Origin of the sequence: Oceaniferula marina, from assembly GCF_013391475.1 — a bacterium.
Lineage (GTDB): Bacteria > Verrucomicrobiota > Verrucomicrobiia > Verrucomicrobiales > Akkermansiaceae > Oceaniferula > Oceaniferula marina.
Window position 1 is genome coordinate 112804 of the sequence record NZ_JACBAZ010000008.1, and the last position, 16465, is coordinate 129268.

Genomic DNA, 16465 nt, shown 5'->3' on the forward strand with positions numbered 1-16465 from the left:
GGTTGGCTTCAGGTCAAGGCAACATGATGCATGTACCATGATATTACGATCCTCACACATCATCTCGTTAGGTCTCTGCCTGAGTTTGTGCAGCACCTTCATCACTTCCTGCCAGCAACAGCAATCGACAACATCCAGTTCCGAGGGAAAAGCAGAACTCGGCACGTTTGAAGGACAATCCGGGTCGATCAATATTGCCGGAGGAACCGCACATATTCCGGTCATGCAAAAAGCGGCCAAAGCCATCATGGCCTCCCACCCGGATATTCAAATCACCATTGCCGGAGGTGGATCCGGTGTTGGAGCCCAGCAGGCAGGCAAAGGCCTTGTCGATATTGGTAATACCGGTCGCCCACTCAAGGAAAAGGAACTCGCACTCGGACTGGTTTCCCACCCCTTTGCCATCGATGGTGTAGCCATCATTATCCACCCTGACAACCCCGTGGGCGAACTTAGTAGTCAGCAAGTAGCCAGCATCTACGCGGGAACAACCACCAACTGGAAAGATCTGGGCGGGGCTGACCAAGCCATCCACTTATTCACTCGGGACGAGGCCAGCGGAACGCGTTCGGTCTTTGTGAAAAAGCTTCTCAAGCAAGGAACCGTTGCCCAACATGCCAATGTCACGGCCTCCAATGGAGCGATGAAAACGGCCATCGCCGGCGACCCCGGGGCAATCGGCTACTGTAGCATCGGCTATATCAACGAGATGGTGAAAGCTCCCAAACTCGATGGCATTGAACCGAGCAACGCCAATTGTGTCTCGGGCGAGTATCCGGTGATGCGTAAACTCTACATGAACACCAAAGGTAATCCGGAAGGACTGGCCAAAACCTTCATCGACTTCATCTGCAGCAAAGAGGCCTCCACCTATATTGAAGCTTCGGGCTACATTCCTCTCCATGCAGGAAACTGATTCCATCCTGCCTGCGGCCTCACGCATTCCACACCTATGCCTTCTCGGGCTGGTGATCCCGGTCTTTGTTCTGATTGCCCTACTCTTCGGCTTTTTATTCTGGTTTTCGCTACCTGTTTTCTATTCAGGCGGCAACTCGATCTTCAGCGGAGAATGGCAACCGGAACAAGGGCACTTTGGTATCATTCCGATGATCAAAGGCTCAATGCTGCTGGCGGTCCTGACGCTGTGCCTGAGCTTCCCCGCCGCCGTGGGTATCAGCGGGTTCTGCTTGCTGCACCCAAAACACCGCATCACGAGCCTGGTTCACGGTATGGTTCGCTTTATGACAGGCATCCCGACGGTTGTCTACGGACTCGCAGCACTCATGCTGCTGGTGCCCCTGCTCCGCACATGGTTCACCCAAAGTTCCGGCTTCGGATTACTCGCCTGTTTACTCGCCCTGAGCCTGCTCACACTTCCAGTGATGATCATGATTCTCGAAAACCAATTACGCGAATCGCTGAACCAACATCAGCTGACGGGGACCTCCCTTGGTATGAGTCGGAGTGAAATACTCACCCACATTATTATCCCCTGTGCGCCACAGGCATTTGCGTCCGCCATCGTCTTAGGATTTGGAAGGGCTGTTGGAGATACCATGCTGCCCTTGATGTTGGCTGGAAACGCCCCACAAAACCCGGAATCACTATTTGATTCCATCCGAACCCTCACGGCCCACATCGGGCTGGTTCTATCCACTGAGCACGGAAGCGCAACCTACAACTCTCTTTTTGCTTCGGGGTTTATGCTCCTGGCCATCAGTGTGTCGCTAACCGTAATCACGCGAAAACTGGAGCGGTCCTACCAGCGTCGACACCCGCAAGCATCCTCAAGCGCCCAACCATGAGAGCCCGGCTATTCCATCTCTGGTGCCTGGTATGCACCTGCTGTCTGATCCTCACCCTGGGAGGGATCGTTTTCTATCTGGTCTCTCAATCCTTACCGTATCTGAATGGGGCTTTGTTCTTCGGAGATACGCCCGTATGGGATGCCATCTCTGGAAAGACGCGGGTTTGGGGGGCTCTCTGGCCGGCCTGTGTCGGAACCTTTTCGGTGACCATCATCGCGCTGTTGATCGCCCTGCTCCCCGGCATCGCGACCGGTATTTGGCTTGCCGAGTTCCCCCGCTCGCGCTTCAGTACGGGCCTCGGTCTAGCGATTGATGTTCTGGCCGGAACCCCCTCCGTGCTCATGGGCCTGTTCGGGTTTACGATGATTCTCTTTCTAAGGGAGCACATTGCTCCGGCAGCCAATCACAGCCTCTTACTTTCTGCCAGCTGTCTGGCGATTCTCATCCTCCCCTATCTTGCCAGCACCACGCGCACCGCGATGCAAAGTGTGCCACTCTCCTTACGGATCAGCACCCACGCCCTCGGCATGAACCACTGGCAACGTATCTGGTACGTTCTTTTACCCCGATCAACCAAAGGCATACTCAGCGGCATCATGCTTTCCTTCGGACGTGCAGCCGAGGACACGGCGGTCATCATGCTCACCGGGGCCGTGGCCAGTGCAGGGCTTCCAAGCAGCCTTCTGGCCCGATATGAAGCGCTGCCATTCAGTATTTTCTATTACAGTGCCCAATATCAGACCAAAGGTGAGCTTGGACTCGCCTTCGGGGCATCCGTCACCCTAATGTGTTTGACCGCCACTACCTTTGCGATCACAGGGATGGTCTATCAACAATCACTAAGCCCCCACCATGACTGAAACGCTCCAACAAGATTCCAGCTATGCCGCCCGACTCGAAAACCTCAAGGTCGACTTTTCCGGAACGACCGTGGTGGACGTGCCCGAACTAAATATGGAACAAGGCCTCATCCATGTGGTTTCCGGACCATCGGGGTCAGGGAAAACCAGCCTGCTCCGGTCATTTAACCGCCTGAATGAGTGCTTTCCACACTGCCGGACCAGTGGCCGGATCCATCTGACGCTGGGGAACCAGCGCATCGACATCCAATCGCTGCCGGACACACGCCTCGCTGCGCTGCGCCAAAAAGTGGCCATGGTCTTTCAGTCCCCCAACGTTCTGCCTGGAAGCATCGCCCATAATTTAAAGCTCCCACTCAAAGTCACCCGAAACCTAAAAGGCGCGGAGGCGGAATCCACCATCCGCAAATCCCTGCAACAGGCAAAACTCTGGGACGATGTCAGGGAGCGGATAAACCACCCGGCAAGCTCCCTGTCCGGCGGACAACAACAACGGCTCTGTCTCGCCCGGGCCCTTGCACTCGACCCCGAGATTCTGCTACTCGATGAACCCACCGCCTCCCTCGATCCCGACGTCACCGGACAAATCGAAAACCTTCTCCTCGAACTCCGGGGACGCTATACGATGATTCTGGTGTCTCACTCGCGCCGCCAGACCGCCCGGCTGGCAGATACCCACTACCGCTGCGAAAACGCAAAAATCGTTGAAATTCAAAGGCTTCGATCATGAGCAAATAGCGCAAACAAACAAAATATGCGCATTGAATAAGAACCGGGATTCCTTGCTTTCCACAAGCTCCTGTGCTACATCGCCGACGTCATGCCAGTAGCAACACCACAACAATACGCCGCTATGCTTGATGCCGCCCAGAAAGGTGGCTACGCATACCCCGCCATCAACGTCACCTCGATCACCACGATCAACGGTGCACTCAAAGCTTTCGCTGAATCCGGATCCGATGGAATCATTCAGGTTTCCACCGGTGGTGGATCCTTCGCCTCGGGAACTGCCGTGGCCGATGAAGCCTTCGGTGCCATCGTGCTTGCCGAAGCAACTCACCTGCTCGCCGAAAAATACGACATCCTCGTCGGCCTGCACACCGACCACTGCCACCCGCAAAAAGTCGACGGATTCCTCCGCCCACTGCTCGAAGCCTCACGCAAGCGTATTGCCGAAGGCAAAGGACCTCTTTTCAACTCCCACATGTTCGACGGCTCCGTCGTTGAACTCGATGAGAACCTCACCATTTCCAAAGAGCTTCTCAAGGAGTGTGCCGAGCTCGACATCATCCTCGAAATCGAAGCCGGCTGTGTCGGTGGAGAAGAAGACGGTCACGACACCTCCGGCCTTCCAGCCGAGAAACTCTACACCTCCACCGAGGACATGATGCAGGTCTACGAAACGCTCAACAGCATCGGCCGCTTCATGTTTGCCGCCACCTTCGGTAACGTGCACGGAGCCTACAAACCCGGCTCGGTCAAACTCAAGCCAACCATCCTCCGCGACGGCCAAAATGCCGTGACCGAAAAATACGGTCCGGAAGCCGAAATGGACCTCGTGTTCCACGGAGGATCCGGATCCGACCTCTCGGACATCCGTGAAACCCTTGAATACGGTGTGGTCAAGATGAACATCGACACCGACACCCAGTATGCCTTCACCCGCCCCATCGCGACTCACATCTGCGAAAACATCGAAGGTGTGCTGAAAATCGACGGCGAGGTTGGAAACAAAAAAGTCTACGACCCACGCGGCTACCTCAAGAAGGCCGAGCAAAGTCTCTGCGACCGCCTCAAGGAAGCTTGTGACGACCTGCTTTCCACCGGCAAGACGATCTTCGGAACCGTCTAATTCAAGACGAAAAAGTAAAGTATTTACCAACACCGCAGCCGGACCGGCTGCGGTGTTTTTTTTGAGCCTAAAGCCAAGCCCATGAGGCAATGGATCAAGAGCTCACATTAAAAATGTTAAACAAACGGGAATTTTCAGCCGGCTTAACGCTCTGTGGAAGTCTCCCACGGATCGAAGTTATACCAAGTAGTAAACAGACGGGACGATAGCCGAGATGAATGAGTTCTTTGGTAAGGCGCGACGAAGGAATGGTGCGGGCACCATGACTAAGGAGAAACAAAGCCAAAGGAGTCATTCATCCGGAACTCTCATGGATCACGCAGTGCTTTTCCAAATACCTCAATAACGATCAATCGTCTCGTCTGTTTTGCGGAGTGGTATTATAAACTAAACATATTGACCATCCCTTCTGGATCTGTTACATGCTAACTCAGTGTAAGTGACTTACGCGTATCATTACCTCACCCTCATTAGTTCATGAAACTCACGTCCATACTTTTTTTCATCCTCAGCACTGGGTTTACTGGTGCCACCATCACTCAATGGGAGACCTTCTCGCAAGGCATTTCCAGTAACATCACCTCCAGCACCAATGGAGGTTCTGGCTGGGTATTGGATGGGTCAGCGGGAGTAGTCTATGATTACGGCAATCTGAATGACGACGGCAACCCTGACACCATCGGAGCAGGAGGAGCCATTGAATACATCTTCAACCTTTCCGACACCGGCGGAGCCGTTGCACTGGGAAACTACACCGGCTGGAGAACAGAGCAGACCAACCTCAGACTTGAACAGTGGCAGAACCAAGGAACCTTTGGAATCACCATCCCCGGATCAGGTGACTGGAAATTCAATGGAGCACCCTCTATTTTTGATACCGATACCCACGTTCTCTTCAACGGCCGCACCGATGGAGAAATGGAAATTTTCGTTAATGGAACATCCCAAGGTATCGCTACCCGTGGCAGCTGGATTCTCAACGGTGGCAGCGGTTACATCGGAGCCAACAATGGTGGCGGAGCTCCCTCCACAGGTACTTTCTACGGAGTGGCATCCTATGACACGGCTCTCACATCACAACAGATTTCCGGTCTTTTCGCAGCGTATTCAGCTCCTGTGCCTGAACCGTCTTCCGCAAGCTTGCTCACGCTCGGAAGCCTTTGCCTTCTCCTGAGACGCAAAAAATAAAAGCTTCCTCATTTTTTCCAACCAAGCCACCGACCTCGTCAGGTTGGTGGCTTTTTTCGTGCCAGTCAAAACTGGTTCTGACACAGTCGTTCGAAAAATTCTCTTTTCACCCGCCCTTTGGCGAATACATTAACCCGCGACTCACTGAACCGACCGACCTTACAAGCATTCATGAAGCAAAAACAACAAGACAACCCGCTGGCGAACATTATGTGGAACGTATTGATTCCAATTGTCGCCCTGAGCTTTCTCGGAAAAAATGGAGATAAGTTCTATCATGTCGGACCGGTTCTCGGCATGCTCATTGCCGTGTCTCTACCTGTGATTTATGGTGTGCGTCATTTGATCATTAATAAAAAGCCGAACTTTTTTTCCATTCTGGGAATCGTCAGTATTTTGCTGACTGGGGGCATTGCGATCATGGCCTACCAGGACAACGGCACCGTCGACGAGCAGGCCCCTTTCTGGTTTGCCATGAAAGAGGCTGCCATCCCCTTTGTCTTCGGCCTTACCATCCTGATCTCCCACTGGACCAAAACCCCGCTGGTCCGAGTCTTCCTCTACAACCCTGACTTTTTTAACATTCCGGCGATCGAAAAACGCATCAAGGCAAATAATGCAGGCCAGGGGTACAAAAAACTGATTCTCTCAGGCACGCTGCTGCTCGCTGGCTCCTTTTTCATCAGCATGGTGATGAACTATTTCCTAGCCATGTATTTTCTCAACGGTAACACCGGCTCCCAAGAGGACTTCAATGACGGTGTAGCCAAATTGACGGGCTGGGGCTTTGCCGTCATCGGCATTCCCATGATGGTCATCCTCATGGTTACCATGTGGAGATTCGTCAGTAAGCTCAAGCTTCTGACCGGTATGGAGAACGAGGAAATTCTTCTCCCCCGCTAAGTGCACTTGGGACGGTTCGCGCCAGAACATCATCGGTGTGGATTCGCAGTGGTGGATGCAGGCCCATCCGTCCTACCCTTGAATCCGTGTTGAATGTTCAGCGTTCTCAAAAAAAAGACAGGTGAATGGGCATCACGCCTCATTCCCTGTCCTTGCATGCTTACAGCTCCGGAACCGTTCTATTCCGGAGACGCTTAATCGACCACGGTATCAATCCGTGTTGCGAGCTCAATATCAAGCTCGGTGACACCATCAGCATCTTCGGTCTTAAGACGCAAGGTGACGCTCCCGTCACGAATATCAATCGCAGGAATGTGTTGAGCTTCTTCGGCAACTTCGGCAACGGTGTTGACGAAATCGATGCTCTCCATGTATTCCTCAAATTCGATGGTTCGGGTAATGGAATCGCCCTCAACCTCCCATTCCGGGCAACGTTTCAAGGCGGCGTCTAGTTCTTCGGCTGGAATCAATTCTTCTGACATAGAATAGGGTAGTTCGTGGGGTTCCGGCGCCAGATTGAGTGATGATGAACCATTTTGGCAAGTCTGTTTGTCCAACTTTTTTCATTTTTTCTGCTTCATGGTAATTTCAAGCTGTCCCACTGGGTGAGCGCCCCGCTCCAACTCCACCCCGAGGCCGCCCGGTCGGCAGAAGCTCCCTCCTTGATAATCAAATGGCAAGTCGCCTCCCAGCGCCAACACCGAGCCCCCAGACATGGCAAAATTCTCGTTGCACCTCTTCCGATCTACGGATAGGTTATCCACTATGAAATTACTTCCGTTCATCTGTCTCATCCCGCTAGCCATTCTGCTCAGCAGTTGCAGCAGCACGCCGCAAAGCCGAATCCAAAAGAACCCGGAACTCTACAACCGACTACCGGAAAAACACAAAGCTCTGGTTCAACAAGGGAAAATTGACCGGGGTATGAAGCAACCTGCTGTCTACCTTGCCATGGGCAACCCCGACAGCAAGGTGACAGGCAACCGTGAAGGACGTAGCTACGAGCGCTGGGATTACTCTGTTCTGACCCCCGTTTATACCAGCGGGTTTGGTGGCTACTACGGTTATGGCCGTGGTTACTACGGACGGGGGCCCTACTACGGAACCGGTTATTATCCTGAAGTCTACTACGTTCCGACTCGGGGATCTTCTGTCTACTTTCGTAAAGGCAGCGTAGTTGGATGGGAAAACAAACAGCGCTAATACACCAATGCGCTCCAAGCTCAAGAACGGACAATCGTCTTTATCCAAACACACAACAGCCCGGGGTCAGTCACCCCGGGCTGTTTTATTTGGTTTAAATCATCAGGGGCAACCCACTCCAGGCCGTCAACTGCCTGATGTGGCCTATCACTTTTTCAATTCAGCCTGCTTTTCCTTGGCTTGATCGATGAGTTTGCGCATGTACTTGGCTGGAAGCACTACAGGAACAGGCCCGGTATTCTTCAGGGCTACGGTCAGCCCGACAAATTCACCTTTCTGCGTAAACACAGGCTTACTCATGGAGATCCCTTGCTGGATATAAAGCAGTCTGGGACGTTTCACGATAGCTGAAACCCGTCCCATATTCACCTGTGCCTCCGAACGTAATTTTTCCGACATCCGGCCAACTCCAATGAGTTCATCCAGATGTAAGACCTCTACATCCTTGGAGCAATCGACAGCCGAGGCCTTAAAATCTGCAGCCTTATCGCCCTCCGGGTTGAGAGCCACAAAAGCCAGGCCCAAGTCCTCGTCATGCAAGACGAGTTTGGCATCATAGTCCTCCCCGCTGGCGTCGATCAGCTTCAACTCAGAAAGCTCACTTTCAAGTTTCAGTCCGGGTCGGTTCCCCACATTTGCCGCCAAATCCGGCTTGATCGTCCGGTATGCCACTGCCACCAGCCCGTCAGCAACAACAACGCCATTGCTCCAGAGCTCTTTTTCTTGGTTCCCCCCGGGCTGGCCATTCATGGTGATGCTGACTTTCAGCACGCCACGCACGCCCAGCACCGATGGTGCCTGATCGGCAAACACCTTACGGGCATCTTCTTTAATATCCGCCTGAACGAGTGAGACGTTGGCAAGCATAAGACCTGCAGCAACTCCCCAATGAATGCTTTTTTTCAATTTCATGGTATGTATTTGTTGGTTAATCGTTGATTTGTTATGTCGATATTCTGGATGACTCTTCCTTAACGGTTCTTCCAAATCGGATGAATTTCAATGAACTTGGTCAGTTTACCCCGCTTCACAAGTAAGACAATGTAATCGCTCTTCTTGGCTTCAATCTCAACCAGTTCTTTTTCTATCATTTCCAGCGAGCTTACTTCTTTCCCATTGATCTGGAGGATCACGTCGCCACCGGCAAGACCTGCCAATGATGCCCACCCGGCACGTTCAACACTGTCGACATAGATCCCCTGCTCAATTTTGGCCTCCACCGCATTTGCCTTGGATGGAACTCTCAAGGTGCACTCCAAGGTTTTATTAATCAGCTTTCGATACTCGCTGGAAGGCTTGGGAGCGGCTTGCAATACACAGGTAATTTGCATTTCCTTGCCATCCCGGATCACATCAAAGGAGACACTTTCATCGACCGGATACTCGCGGACCAGACTCTTGAACACTTCCGCATCACGTTCACGTTCGGCACGGATGACCTGGCCATCCATCTTCAGTATGAGGTCACCTTTGAGAAAACCGGCCTCTTCGGCCTTAGAGCCGGGAATCACCTGGGTGACCCTCACGCCCTTCTTACTCGGCACACCAAGCAACTTAGCCAACTCGCGCGTCAACACCTGCGTTTCCACCCCAACCCAGGCACGCTGCGCCGCCGATGATTTTGATTGGTTGGGCTCCTTTCCCAACTCCACGACCGTGGCCAACAACTGGCCTTTACGTTCAAATTCAACCAAGGTCTTCACTCCATCCGGCTGCCCGGCTTTCCGTTCAGCCACTCGCTCACGAGTGATTGTCACGACGTCTTTCATTTGCTGCACCGGCTTCTGGTTGACCGACAGGATGATATCGCCGGCCTTCAGTGCCGGTTTGCATGACGCCGCAGGACCCGATTTACTGATGCTCGAAACCCGAACCCCATCGGTATTCTCCCGCTTTAATGCCAGCGCGCTGCGCAAGGTCAGATCCCGGGCGGTGATGCCCCAATCAGGCATGGCAAGATCTTCACCTTTGGCTGCTGAACGTTCCACCGTGGTCACGTTCACCGTTTGTTTTTTACCATCGCGCTCAAATTTTACTTCCACCGATTTCGCAACCGGAATCCCCAGGACCACCCGATTAAAAAGCGGGAGGTGCTCGGGAGCCGAGGCATCCACAGCCAAACCATCCACATGGGTCACTAAATCTCCCACCTGCAACCCGGCTTCAGCCGCCGGTGAAGCATCAATCACCGCAGCAATCAACACCCCCGCCTTGTGCTTAGAGGACTCCAAACGAGGTTGGGCAATCATCCCAGTCCAAGACCGGCGAACCGTTCCGTTCTGAATCAGTTCATCCGCCACATACTTGGCAATGTCTGCAGGAATCGCACCGCCCAACGAGCCCAGCCCGATCTCATTGACTCCGATAATTTCACCACGCAAATTAACCAGAGGCCCCCCGCTGTTTCCAAAATAAATCACCGCATCGTGACCAATCCAACGGACCAAATCACCGACGGTCTCACCATCCTGTTTCACGCCAGAACTATTTCCTGGAGCAATCATCTCCATGTTCGCTACCACGCCCATGGTTACGGACTGAGATACTCCAGCCGGAGAACCCATCGACATTACCCGGTCACCAACCTTCAGCGTTTTAATATCACCGAAGCTTGCCACAGGAAGCGGTTTCATCGAATCGGGCACCTGATCCATATTCATCTTGATCACACAAAGGTCCGTTTGAGGATCCGTGCCAACCACTTCGGCATTGATCTTTTCCTTGTTCGCCAAGCGAACCCAAACCCGGGTGCCCTTGCCCGCAACATGATGGTTGGTCAGAATATAGCCGTCAGGGTGGATGATTGTCCCGGAACCGGTGCCTCCATTTTTTTGCATCCTTCCATCTTTGGGATTCTCCATGATCACATGAATCCGAACCAACGAGGGATACACCTTGGCGATGGCGGCATCCACCACCGCCTGATCTGCCGGGCTCTCCACCTTAACCGTTTTTGCCTGGATATCGGCACTGGTCAACGCCCCCAGGGCAAGCATACCCGACATCAATACATTTTTTGTTTTCATCTATTCGCTGATTATTAAAATACAAGGATTGTGAAAGAGGCACCTCAAAGGTCAGGCGACCAAACGGCCAGACATCCATGAAGACCTCTTCCGAAACATGCCCACGCAGCGACAAAGCCAGCCTGCTTTGTCTAATTTAGACAAAAAACATTCCCCGCCAGAACAACCACCACCCAATAGACGGTAGAAGGTCTCCTGCGATCAACCCAAGCGCCTCAAGAGATCAAAGGGAAATATCCCTGAGCTGTGGCCATCCGCCCAAAATACTTGCAAGGCATACCCCCCGACCTGCTGCATCCGCAGTGCCTGAAAACTACGGGACGTATGAATCACCTTGGGTTTTAAAACCCGACCCATAGCATCCGGCTCGCCCTGACAAGATGCGCAGGGGCAGGATTCCCTCAACACGTTCAGCTTGATGTAGCTCTCCTCACCATCACTCCAAGCCAAAGCCAACTCATCACCAATCACAGTCTGTTGAAGCAAACGAAGCATAGCAGATTATTCGGTTCTCATGCAGTCAGGACAAGATCAAACTGCGTAATTCCGAGCACCAAAAATCGCCGAGCCTACCCGAACAATGGTGGACCCTTCTTCAATGGCCGCTTCGTAATCGCCACTCATCCCCATACTCAAGCCAGGTAAAGACAAGCCTGAAGTCGACTCCAATTCATCCCTCAACTCACGCAAACGCGCGAACCACGGACGGGCATCCTCAGGGCATGCCACCGCGGGAGGAATACACATCAGACCTAGCACATTCAAGCCGTCTAATCCGTCAAGCTCCTCCAACTCCCGACGCAAATCATCAGGAGAAAAACCGCTTTTTCGCTCTTCCCCCGCCAGGTTCACCTGCAGATATACATCAGGATGACAACCCAACTCAACAGCGAGATTGGAAGTATACCGGGCCAGTTTAAGCGAGTCGATACCATGCAAAGTGCCAAACAGAGGCAAGGCCTTACGCACTTTATTTCGCTGCAAATGACCAATCAAATGCCAGCGCACCCCCTGCGGCAACGAAGGAATCTTTTCCATCCCCTCCTGCACTTTGTTTTCTCCAAACGCCCGGTGGCCGGCATCAATCACCTCGGCCACCACTTCCGCCGGCCAGGTCTTTGAGACCACCAGCAATTCGCAATCATCCTCACCCCGGCCCGAACGGATCAAGGCCTCAGCAAGCTGCTGCTTTACTTTCGCTAAATTCTCAGCAATCACTCCGGACATAAGTCAACTCCATCCAAGCCCTTCTCCAACAAATAACACCAGTAAATGCCAGAGTCGCAACTTAACTGTTATTGTTCTGCAGAGCACCAGCCATACGGGCACGCTCGGTGGATTCAACCAAATCCGCGAGGATGGAAATAGCCTCCCGTTTGACAGGATCAAGCGAACTTGGCCACTCGGGGGTTTCATCCAAATCGGCCACATTGTCTTTGGCCATGTGCATGTAACTCTCCTTATCCTTTTTCCGGTCGATCTCAACCAGCTCCTTGTTTTTAAGATCATCCAAGTTCAAACGGAAAAAACGGAACGTCTTTTTATCTTCCTCCGCAACCTTGGAGAAACGAAGCTTCCGCTCTTCATTGCGGGTATTGGTGCGCTGCTCTGCCTCATCCAATTCCTTTTTACGCAATTCCTTATTCAGCGACAGTTCATTTTTCTCACGGCGCTCGATCATCCGCTTTGCATCTTCAGCGATGTATTTGAAATCCTGGGATGCGGTAACACGGGCCTGACTTTGCGACTTGATCGTCGGCAAAAACAGATTCCCCCGGTTCAGTTCCCGGAAGCCCGGAGCCCTGCGAATGCTGTCGTGAGCCATTGCATGGTCCAGGTATTTTTCTCCAATCTCAAAAGCATCCAACAAGGAAGGAAGCACGATATCCGATTCCACCCCTTTGAGCTGCGTGGTGCTTCCCGATACCCGGTAAAATTTTTGGATCGTCGGTTTCAACACGCCGGCACGGCGGGCATCCGACATGAAGGGCATCATTCGGCGGATCTCCATCGGCTGCTGCACCGTTCCCTTGCCAAAACTCGAAGTATCCCCCACCACGACAGCGCGGTTGTAGTCCTGCAGGGCGCCGGCCAAAATCTCACTGGCTGAGGCACTTGTTTTGTCAATCAAGACAACAATCGGCCCATCATAAATCGGCTTGGGGTGGGACGAATCTTTAAATTCAACCCGGCCTTGCGTATTTTTCACCTGCACCACGGGACCACTCCCGGTAAAAAAGCCGGTCATCCGGCGAACCTCTTCCAGTGAGCCTCCACCATTCCCCCGCAAATCAAGGATGATCCCCTCAGCCTGCTCCTCTTTGAGCCGCAGAACCAGCTCCTCGATATCGATCGAACAGCGGGTTTTCCAATCTTTGAAATCCGCATAAAATGAAGGTAAGGAAATCCAACCCAGGCGACGTTTGGCGCCGTCAGGGCGAGCCATTTCAACCAGTTCAGCCTTGGCCAACTCATCCTTGAGTTCCACCTTCCCTCGCTTGATCACGATAAACTTAATTTCACCAGGAGCTCCAGCTGCCGGTTCTACTTTGAGGCGGACTTCCGTCCCAGCCTTGCCGCGGATGATATCCACCACATGGTCAAGCTTCGCAAACATGATATCTTCCATTGCCTCGGTGGTCCCCTTGTTCAAGGTGTCCACACCCACAATCCGGTCATTCAGTTTCAACTCACCTCCCTTGTCAGCGGGACCGCCGACAACGATACCGGTGATCTTCGTTGCCCCATCGTCTTCAGCTTGAAGCAAGGCTCCGATTCCAACCAGTGAGTTCTGCATGCCGGACATGAATCGCTCCATCTGGGACTTGCTGAAATAATCAGTGTGGGGGTCGTAGCTCTTGGCCACAGCAGAAAAAAATTGATCGGCAATGTCCTCATCCGTCACATCGTTGATCCCATGCAAAATGCGTTCAAATCGCAGCGAAATCATCTTACCCGGCGCATCTTTGCCCTTCAAGGGATCTTCCTTACCCTGTTTTTTAGCAAGAGCCGCGATATTCTCACGACGCAGGCTCTCACTGAGCAGCGCCTGCTCCACCAAATCATGCCACACTTGCTTGGCGGCAGCTTCATTTTCAGGCCATGGAGCATCTTTGCGGCTCAACATCACCGTCCGATCCCCATCAAACGAAAACTCTGCTTCATTCTTCAACAACTCCTGAGCATAGCCGATCCGCTGGTTGGCACGCTTCTTGTAAACGGCATAAATCTCTTTTGCCGCCGTCATCGATTGAGCATCAATCAACAACTGGTGCATATTGCTCCCATACTTCTTGCGGAACATCTCGACATCAGACTCCAAGAAATACTGTTTGCTAGGGTCGAGATGGGAAAAATACGAATCAAAAAACCGCTTACCCAAATCCTCATCAAAGGCAAAACGCTCGTAATGGCTATTACGCAACATAATAACCATCTGCCTGCCCACCTCATTGAAGTCGGTTTTTGCCGAAACACAGGAAACGGAGGTCAATGTCATGAGCAGCCCACTGGCCACGATCTTCAAGAGTGATTGCTTCATCATAAAAAATAGCTGTGTATCAACAGCCTGAAGTAGATTCACCCCAATATGATGGTTTGTCGAACCCTTTCAGCCGATTTTTCGCCGCTGACACAAAAATACTCCTGACCTAGACTCGACAGCGCGGAGAAAAATGCTACATCCATCCGCATGGAAACACCATCTTCCACTATCAGCTTCGGTCCTCGTGATGATAAAAAAGCACTCGAGGAAAACCCGGTCTTCGCACCCAAGTTCGATGCAGACGGTCTGATTCCGGCCATGGCCATCGATGCCGCCACCAAAGAGCCCCTGATGCTCGCATACATGAATGAAGAGTCATTGAAAATGACCCTCGACCTCGGAGAGGCCGTTTACTACTCCCGCTCCCGCCAAGAAATCTGGCACAAGGGAGCCACCTCCGGCCACGTGCAAAAAATTCACGAAATCCGGACCGACTGCGATCAGGACGCCCTCATCCTTTACGTCGAACAACTGGGTGCTGGAGCCTGCCACACCGGTCGCTCCACCTGTTTCTACCGCAAAGTTGCCACGGCCAAGGGCTCCGACCCCGTCGCTCTGGGATTCACAGAAACCGACCTCAGCTTCGACCCCAACGCGGTCTACGGCAAAAAATCGTAATTCGATTGTCCTCCCTGCGCGTCCACCCTCAGACAGAAGCCCATGGCCAAGCTCATCGTTTTCGACTGCGATTCCACGCTCTCCAAGATCGAAGGAATTGACGAACTTGCCCGGTGGCGGGGTGAAGCCGCCTACGCCGAAGTTGAGGCCCTGACCCACGCCGCCATGAACGGTGAGGTCCCCATCGATGAAATCTTCGAACGCCGTCTTGAAATCATCCAACCGGATCTGGAAGCCTGTCAGGCCGTCGGCAAGCTCTACATCGACGAGATCGAACCCACCGCAGCAACAACGCTGGATCAACTCCGTCAAGACGGTTGGACGATTACCATCATCTCAGGAGGTTTCACGCAAGTCATCGAACCGCTTGCCCAATCACTCGGGATCCAACGCGTTGATGCCGTCCCTCTGAGGTTCCACCCGGATGGATCCTACGCTGGCTATGACCATAACGCCCCGCCAACCCGGAATGGAGGCAAACCGGAAATCATTGCCCAACTGAAATCCGAGCTCCACCCAGAACGTGTCATCATGGTCGGCGACGGCATCTCCGACCTCGAAACTCAAAACGAGGTCGACGCCTTCATCGGATTCGGGCGGTATGCAGCACGGGAAAAAGTTCGCCAACAGGCCGACCACTTTATCTACTCACTGGATGAACTGATCGAGCTCCTTTGATCTCAACTCACATTCAAGCAGGAGGTGGAACCTCCATGGAGGAGCCCTGCCCAGCCTCGAAAGACACACTCATTTAACCCGGTAATGTCCGGTGAGTTCATAGCGGAACAAACAATCGTTCTGTCCGGTTCCGCCACCCGCATTATGAATGGTCAGCGGGTCTCCTTTCCAACTTTTCTGGTAGCTCACAACCATGATGTGATCACGGCCGGTGTCGAACCGGCAGGTTACAATATCCCCCGGATGATAGTCGTCAGGATCCCGGGTCAAAGGTAAAGCATACCCGGCTCGCTCAAAAAACACCTGCAGATTAGGAACCCGCCGATGATCAATATTGGAATCCGGTCGGTCCAAGCCCCATCGCTGGGGATACAGCTTGAAATGCACAAGCATATCCTCATGCACCCGCTGCTGTAAATCAAAGTCCATCGCCTGGCGCAAGGCCCGGATCACAACATCCGTACACACCCCGGTTTCGATAGGCACATCCCCCATCGGGTAGTCCAATTTTACATAAGCTGGATCATAGCGCACCGTTCGATCAATCTGAGACATCGCAGCACCGGCAATGCGGCCTCCCACGGTGTCGGGAGCATGCTCAGCTGAAGAAAACAGCGCCCCCTGTTGAAGCCCCTGCCACCAGGAATGAGGAAGCAAGGTAAACAGCGCAGCCCCCAGCAGCAGGAGCCCGGCTAAAAGTCGATATTTCCACCGTCCTTTCGCGCCTTGTGCTCTCTCCTCGGAGATCATTTCCTCTTTTCCCATACCTCCATCCATACGGCAGC

At 52.9% G+C, this 16465-nt stretch carries 17 protein-coding genes; 10 read left to right on the forward strand and 7 right to left on the reverse strand.

All coding sequences use genetic code 11. The annotated features are described in order from the left end of the window. The first annotated feature begins 37 nt into the window (after window positions 1-37). The 7 genes from HW115_RS16040 to HW115_RS16070 all read left to right on the forward strand — a co-directional run bounded on the left by HW115_RS16040 (window position 38) and on the right by HW115_RS16070 (window position 6611). Complete coding sequence (locus tag HW115_RS16040) at window positions 38-916, forward strand: phosphate ABC transporter substrate-binding protein (RefSeq protein WP_178933966.1); 879 nt, start codon at window positions 38-40, stop codon at window positions 914-916. Then, on the forward strand, window positions 903-1805 hold the full coding sequence (locus HW115_RS16045) for a PstC family ABC transporter permease (RefSeq protein ID WP_178933967.1): 903 nt from the start codon (window positions 903-905) through the stop codon (window positions 1803-1805). The genes HW115_RS16040 and HW115_RS16045 overlap by 14 nt, the downstream gene beginning before the upstream one ends. Next, entirely contained in the window at window positions 1802-2668 is an 867-nt protein-coding gene (locus HW115_RS16050; RefSeq protein ID WP_178933968.1) for a PstC family ABC transporter permease, read from the forward strand. The genes HW115_RS16045 and HW115_RS16050 overlap by 4 nt, the downstream gene beginning before the upstream one ends. Further along, a complete protein-coding gene (locus tag HW115_RS16055) occupies window positions 2661-3398 on the forward strand; it encodes a phosphate ABC transporter ATP-binding protein (protein WP_178933969.1) in 738 nt (245 codons plus the stop codon). Before HW115_RS16050 ends, HW115_RS16055 begins: the two co-directional genes overlap by 8 nt. Before the next feature lie 90 nt (window positions 3399-3488). After that, the gene (gene fbaA / locus HW115_RS16060) at window positions 3489-4520 is read left to right on the forward strand and encodes a class II fructose-bisphosphate aldolase (protein WP_178933970.1); all 1032 of its coding nucleotides are present in this window, start codon (window positions 3489-3491) and stop codon (window positions 4518-4520) included. A gap of 477 nt (window positions 4521-4997) precedes the next feature. Next, window positions 4998-5708: a LamG-like jellyroll fold domain-containing protein gene (locus HW115_RS16065; RefSeq protein ID WP_178934071.1), complete on the forward strand. Its 711-nt coding sequence runs from the start codon at window positions 4998-5000 to the stop codon at window positions 5706-5708. 117 nt (window positions 5709-5825) lie between these two features. Further along, the gene (locus HW115_RS16070) at window positions 5826-6611 is read left to right on the forward strand and encodes a VC0807 family protein (RefSeq protein WP_178933971.1); all 786 of its coding nucleotides are present in this window, start codon (window positions 5826-5828) and stop codon (window positions 6609-6611) included. Between the two features lie 194 nt (window positions 6612-6805). Here the strand turns inward: HW115_RS16070 and HW115_RS16075 are convergent, their stop codons facing one another. Next, window positions 6806-7093, reverse strand: coding sequence for a 4a-hydroxytetrahydrobiopterin dehydratase (locus HW115_RS16075; RefSeq protein WP_178933972.1), 288 nt, complete (start codon window positions 7091-7093; stop codon window positions 6806-6808). 283 nt (window positions 7094-7376) lie between these two features. On the opposite strand from HW115_RS16075, the gene HW115_RS16080 reads away from it, so the two are divergent. Further along, entirely contained in the window at window positions 7377-7814 is a 438-nt protein-coding gene (locus HW115_RS16080) for a hypothetical protein (RefSeq protein ID WP_178933973.1), read from the forward strand. Window positions 7815-7961: 147 nt separating this feature from the next. Here HW115_RS16080 and HW115_RS16085 read toward each other — a convergent pair whose 3' ends face one another. The 5 genes from HW115_RS16085 to HW115_RS16105 form a co-directional block, all read right to left on the reverse strand. Then, window positions 7962-8726: a trypsin-like peptidase domain-containing protein gene (locus tag HW115_RS16085; RefSeq protein WP_178933974.1), complete on the reverse strand. Its 765-nt coding sequence runs from the start codon at window positions 8724-8726 to the stop codon at window positions 7962-7964. A gap of 59 nt (window positions 8727-8785) precedes the next feature. Beyond that, window positions 8786-10840, reverse strand: coding sequence for a PDZ domain-containing protein (locus HW115_RS16090; RefSeq protein ID WP_178933975.1), 2055 nt, complete (start codon window positions 10838-10840; stop codon window positions 8786-8788). A gap of 201 nt (window positions 10841-11041) precedes the next feature. Further along, the gene (locus HW115_RS16095; RefSeq protein WP_178933976.1) at window positions 11042-11335 is read right to left on the reverse strand and encodes a DUF971 domain-containing protein; all 294 of its coding nucleotides are present in this window, start codon (window positions 11333-11335) and stop codon (window positions 11042-11044) included. A gap of 36 nt (window positions 11336-11371) precedes the next feature. Beyond that, window positions 11372-12067, reverse strand: coding sequence for a YggS family pyridoxal phosphate-dependent enzyme (locus HW115_RS16100; RefSeq protein ID WP_178933977.1), 696 nt, complete (start codon window positions 12065-12067; stop codon window positions 11372-11374). Between the two features lie 61 nt (window positions 12068-12128). After that, entirely contained in the window at window positions 12129-14384 is a 2256-nt protein-coding gene (locus HW115_RS16105) for a carboxy terminal-processing peptidase (protein WP_227021586.1), read from the reverse strand. A gap of 147 nt (window positions 14385-14531) precedes the next feature. Between HW115_RS16105 and hisI the strand changes: the two genes are divergently transcribed. Beyond that, window positions 14532-15002 carry a phosphoribosyl-AMP cyclohydrolase gene (hisI, locus tag HW115_RS16110; protein WP_178933978.1) on the forward strand — a complete coding sequence of 157 codons (471 nt, stop codon included), beginning with the start codon at window positions 14532-14534 and terminating at the stop codon, window positions 15000-15002. 42 nt (window positions 15003-15044) lie between these two features. After that, window positions 15045-15680 carry an HAD-IB family phosphatase gene (locus HW115_RS16115; RefSeq protein ID WP_178933979.1) on the forward strand — a complete coding sequence of 212 codons (636 nt, stop codon included), beginning with the start codon at window positions 15045-15047 and terminating at the stop codon, window positions 15678-15680. Between the two features lie 69 nt (window positions 15681-15749). Here the strand turns inward: HW115_RS16115 and HW115_RS16120 are convergent, their stop codons facing one another. After that, window positions 15750-16445 (reverse strand): DUF1287 domain-containing protein, encoded by a 696-nt coding sequence (locus tag HW115_RS16120; RefSeq protein WP_227021587.1) that lies wholly within the window; start codon window positions 16443-16445, stop codon window positions 15750-15752. Window positions 16446-16465 lie beyond the last annotated feature (20 nt).

Coding starts and splice junctions, on each gene's coding strand:
- HW115_RS16040 (WP_178933966.1), top strand. CDS start 38: ATGATATTACGATCCTCACACATCATCTCGTTAGGTCTCTGCCTGAGT.
- HW115_RS16045 (WP_178933967.1), top strand. CDS start 903: ATGCAGGAAACTGATTCCATCCTGCCTGCGGCCTCACGCATTCCACAC.
- HW115_RS16050 (WP_178933968.1), top strand. CDS start 1,802: ATGAGAGCCCGGCTATTCCATCTCTGGTGCCTGGTATGCACCTGCTGT.
- HW115_RS16055 (WP_178933969.1), top strand. CDS start 2,661: ATGACTGAAACGCTCCAACAAGATTCCAGCTATGCCGCCCGACTCGAA.
- fbaA (WP_178933970.1), top strand. CDS start 3,489: ATGCCAGTAGCAACACCACAACAATACGCCGCTATGCTTGATGCCGCC.
- HW115_RS16065 (WP_178934071.1), top strand. CDS start 4,998: ATGAAACTCACGTCCATACTTTTTTTCATCCTCAGCACTGGGTTTACT.
- HW115_RS16075 (WP_178933972.1), bottom strand. CDS start 7,093: ATGTCAGAAGAATTGATTCCAGCCGAAGAACTAGACGCCGCCTTGAAA.
- HW115_RS16080 (WP_178933973.1), top strand. CDS start 7,377: ATGAAATTACTTCCGTTCATCTGTCTCATCCCGCTAGCCATTCTGCTC.
- HW115_RS16085 (WP_178933974.1), bottom strand. CDS start 8,726: ATGAAATTGAAAAAAAGCATTCATTGGGGAGTTGCTGCAGGTCTTATG.
- HW115_RS16090 (WP_178933975.1), bottom strand. CDS start 10,840: ATGAAAACAAAAAATGTATTGATGTCGGGTATGCTTGCCCTGGGGGCG.
- HW115_RS16095 (WP_178933976.1), bottom strand. CDS start 11,335: ATGCTTCGTTTGCTTCAACAGACTGTGATTGGTGATGAGTTGGCTTTG.
- HW115_RS16100 (WP_178933977.1), bottom strand. CDS start 12,067: ATGTCCGGAGTGATTGCTGAGAATTTAGCGAAAGTAAAGCAGCAGCTT.
- HW115_RS16105 (WP_227021586.1), bottom strand. CDS start 14,384: ATGATGAAGCAATCACTCTTGAAGATCGTGGCCAGTGGGCTGCTCATG.
- hisI (WP_178933978.1), top strand. CDS start 14,532: ATGGAAACACCATCTTCCACTATCAGCTTCGGTCCTCGTGATGATAAA.
- HW115_RS16115 (WP_178933979.1), top strand. CDS start 15,045: ATGGCCAAGCTCATCGTTTTCGACTGCGATTCCACGCTCTCCAAGATC.
- HW115_RS16120 (WP_227021587.1), bottom strand. CDS start 16,445: ATGGGAAAAGAGGAAATGATCTCCGAGGAGAGAGCACAAGGCGCGAAA.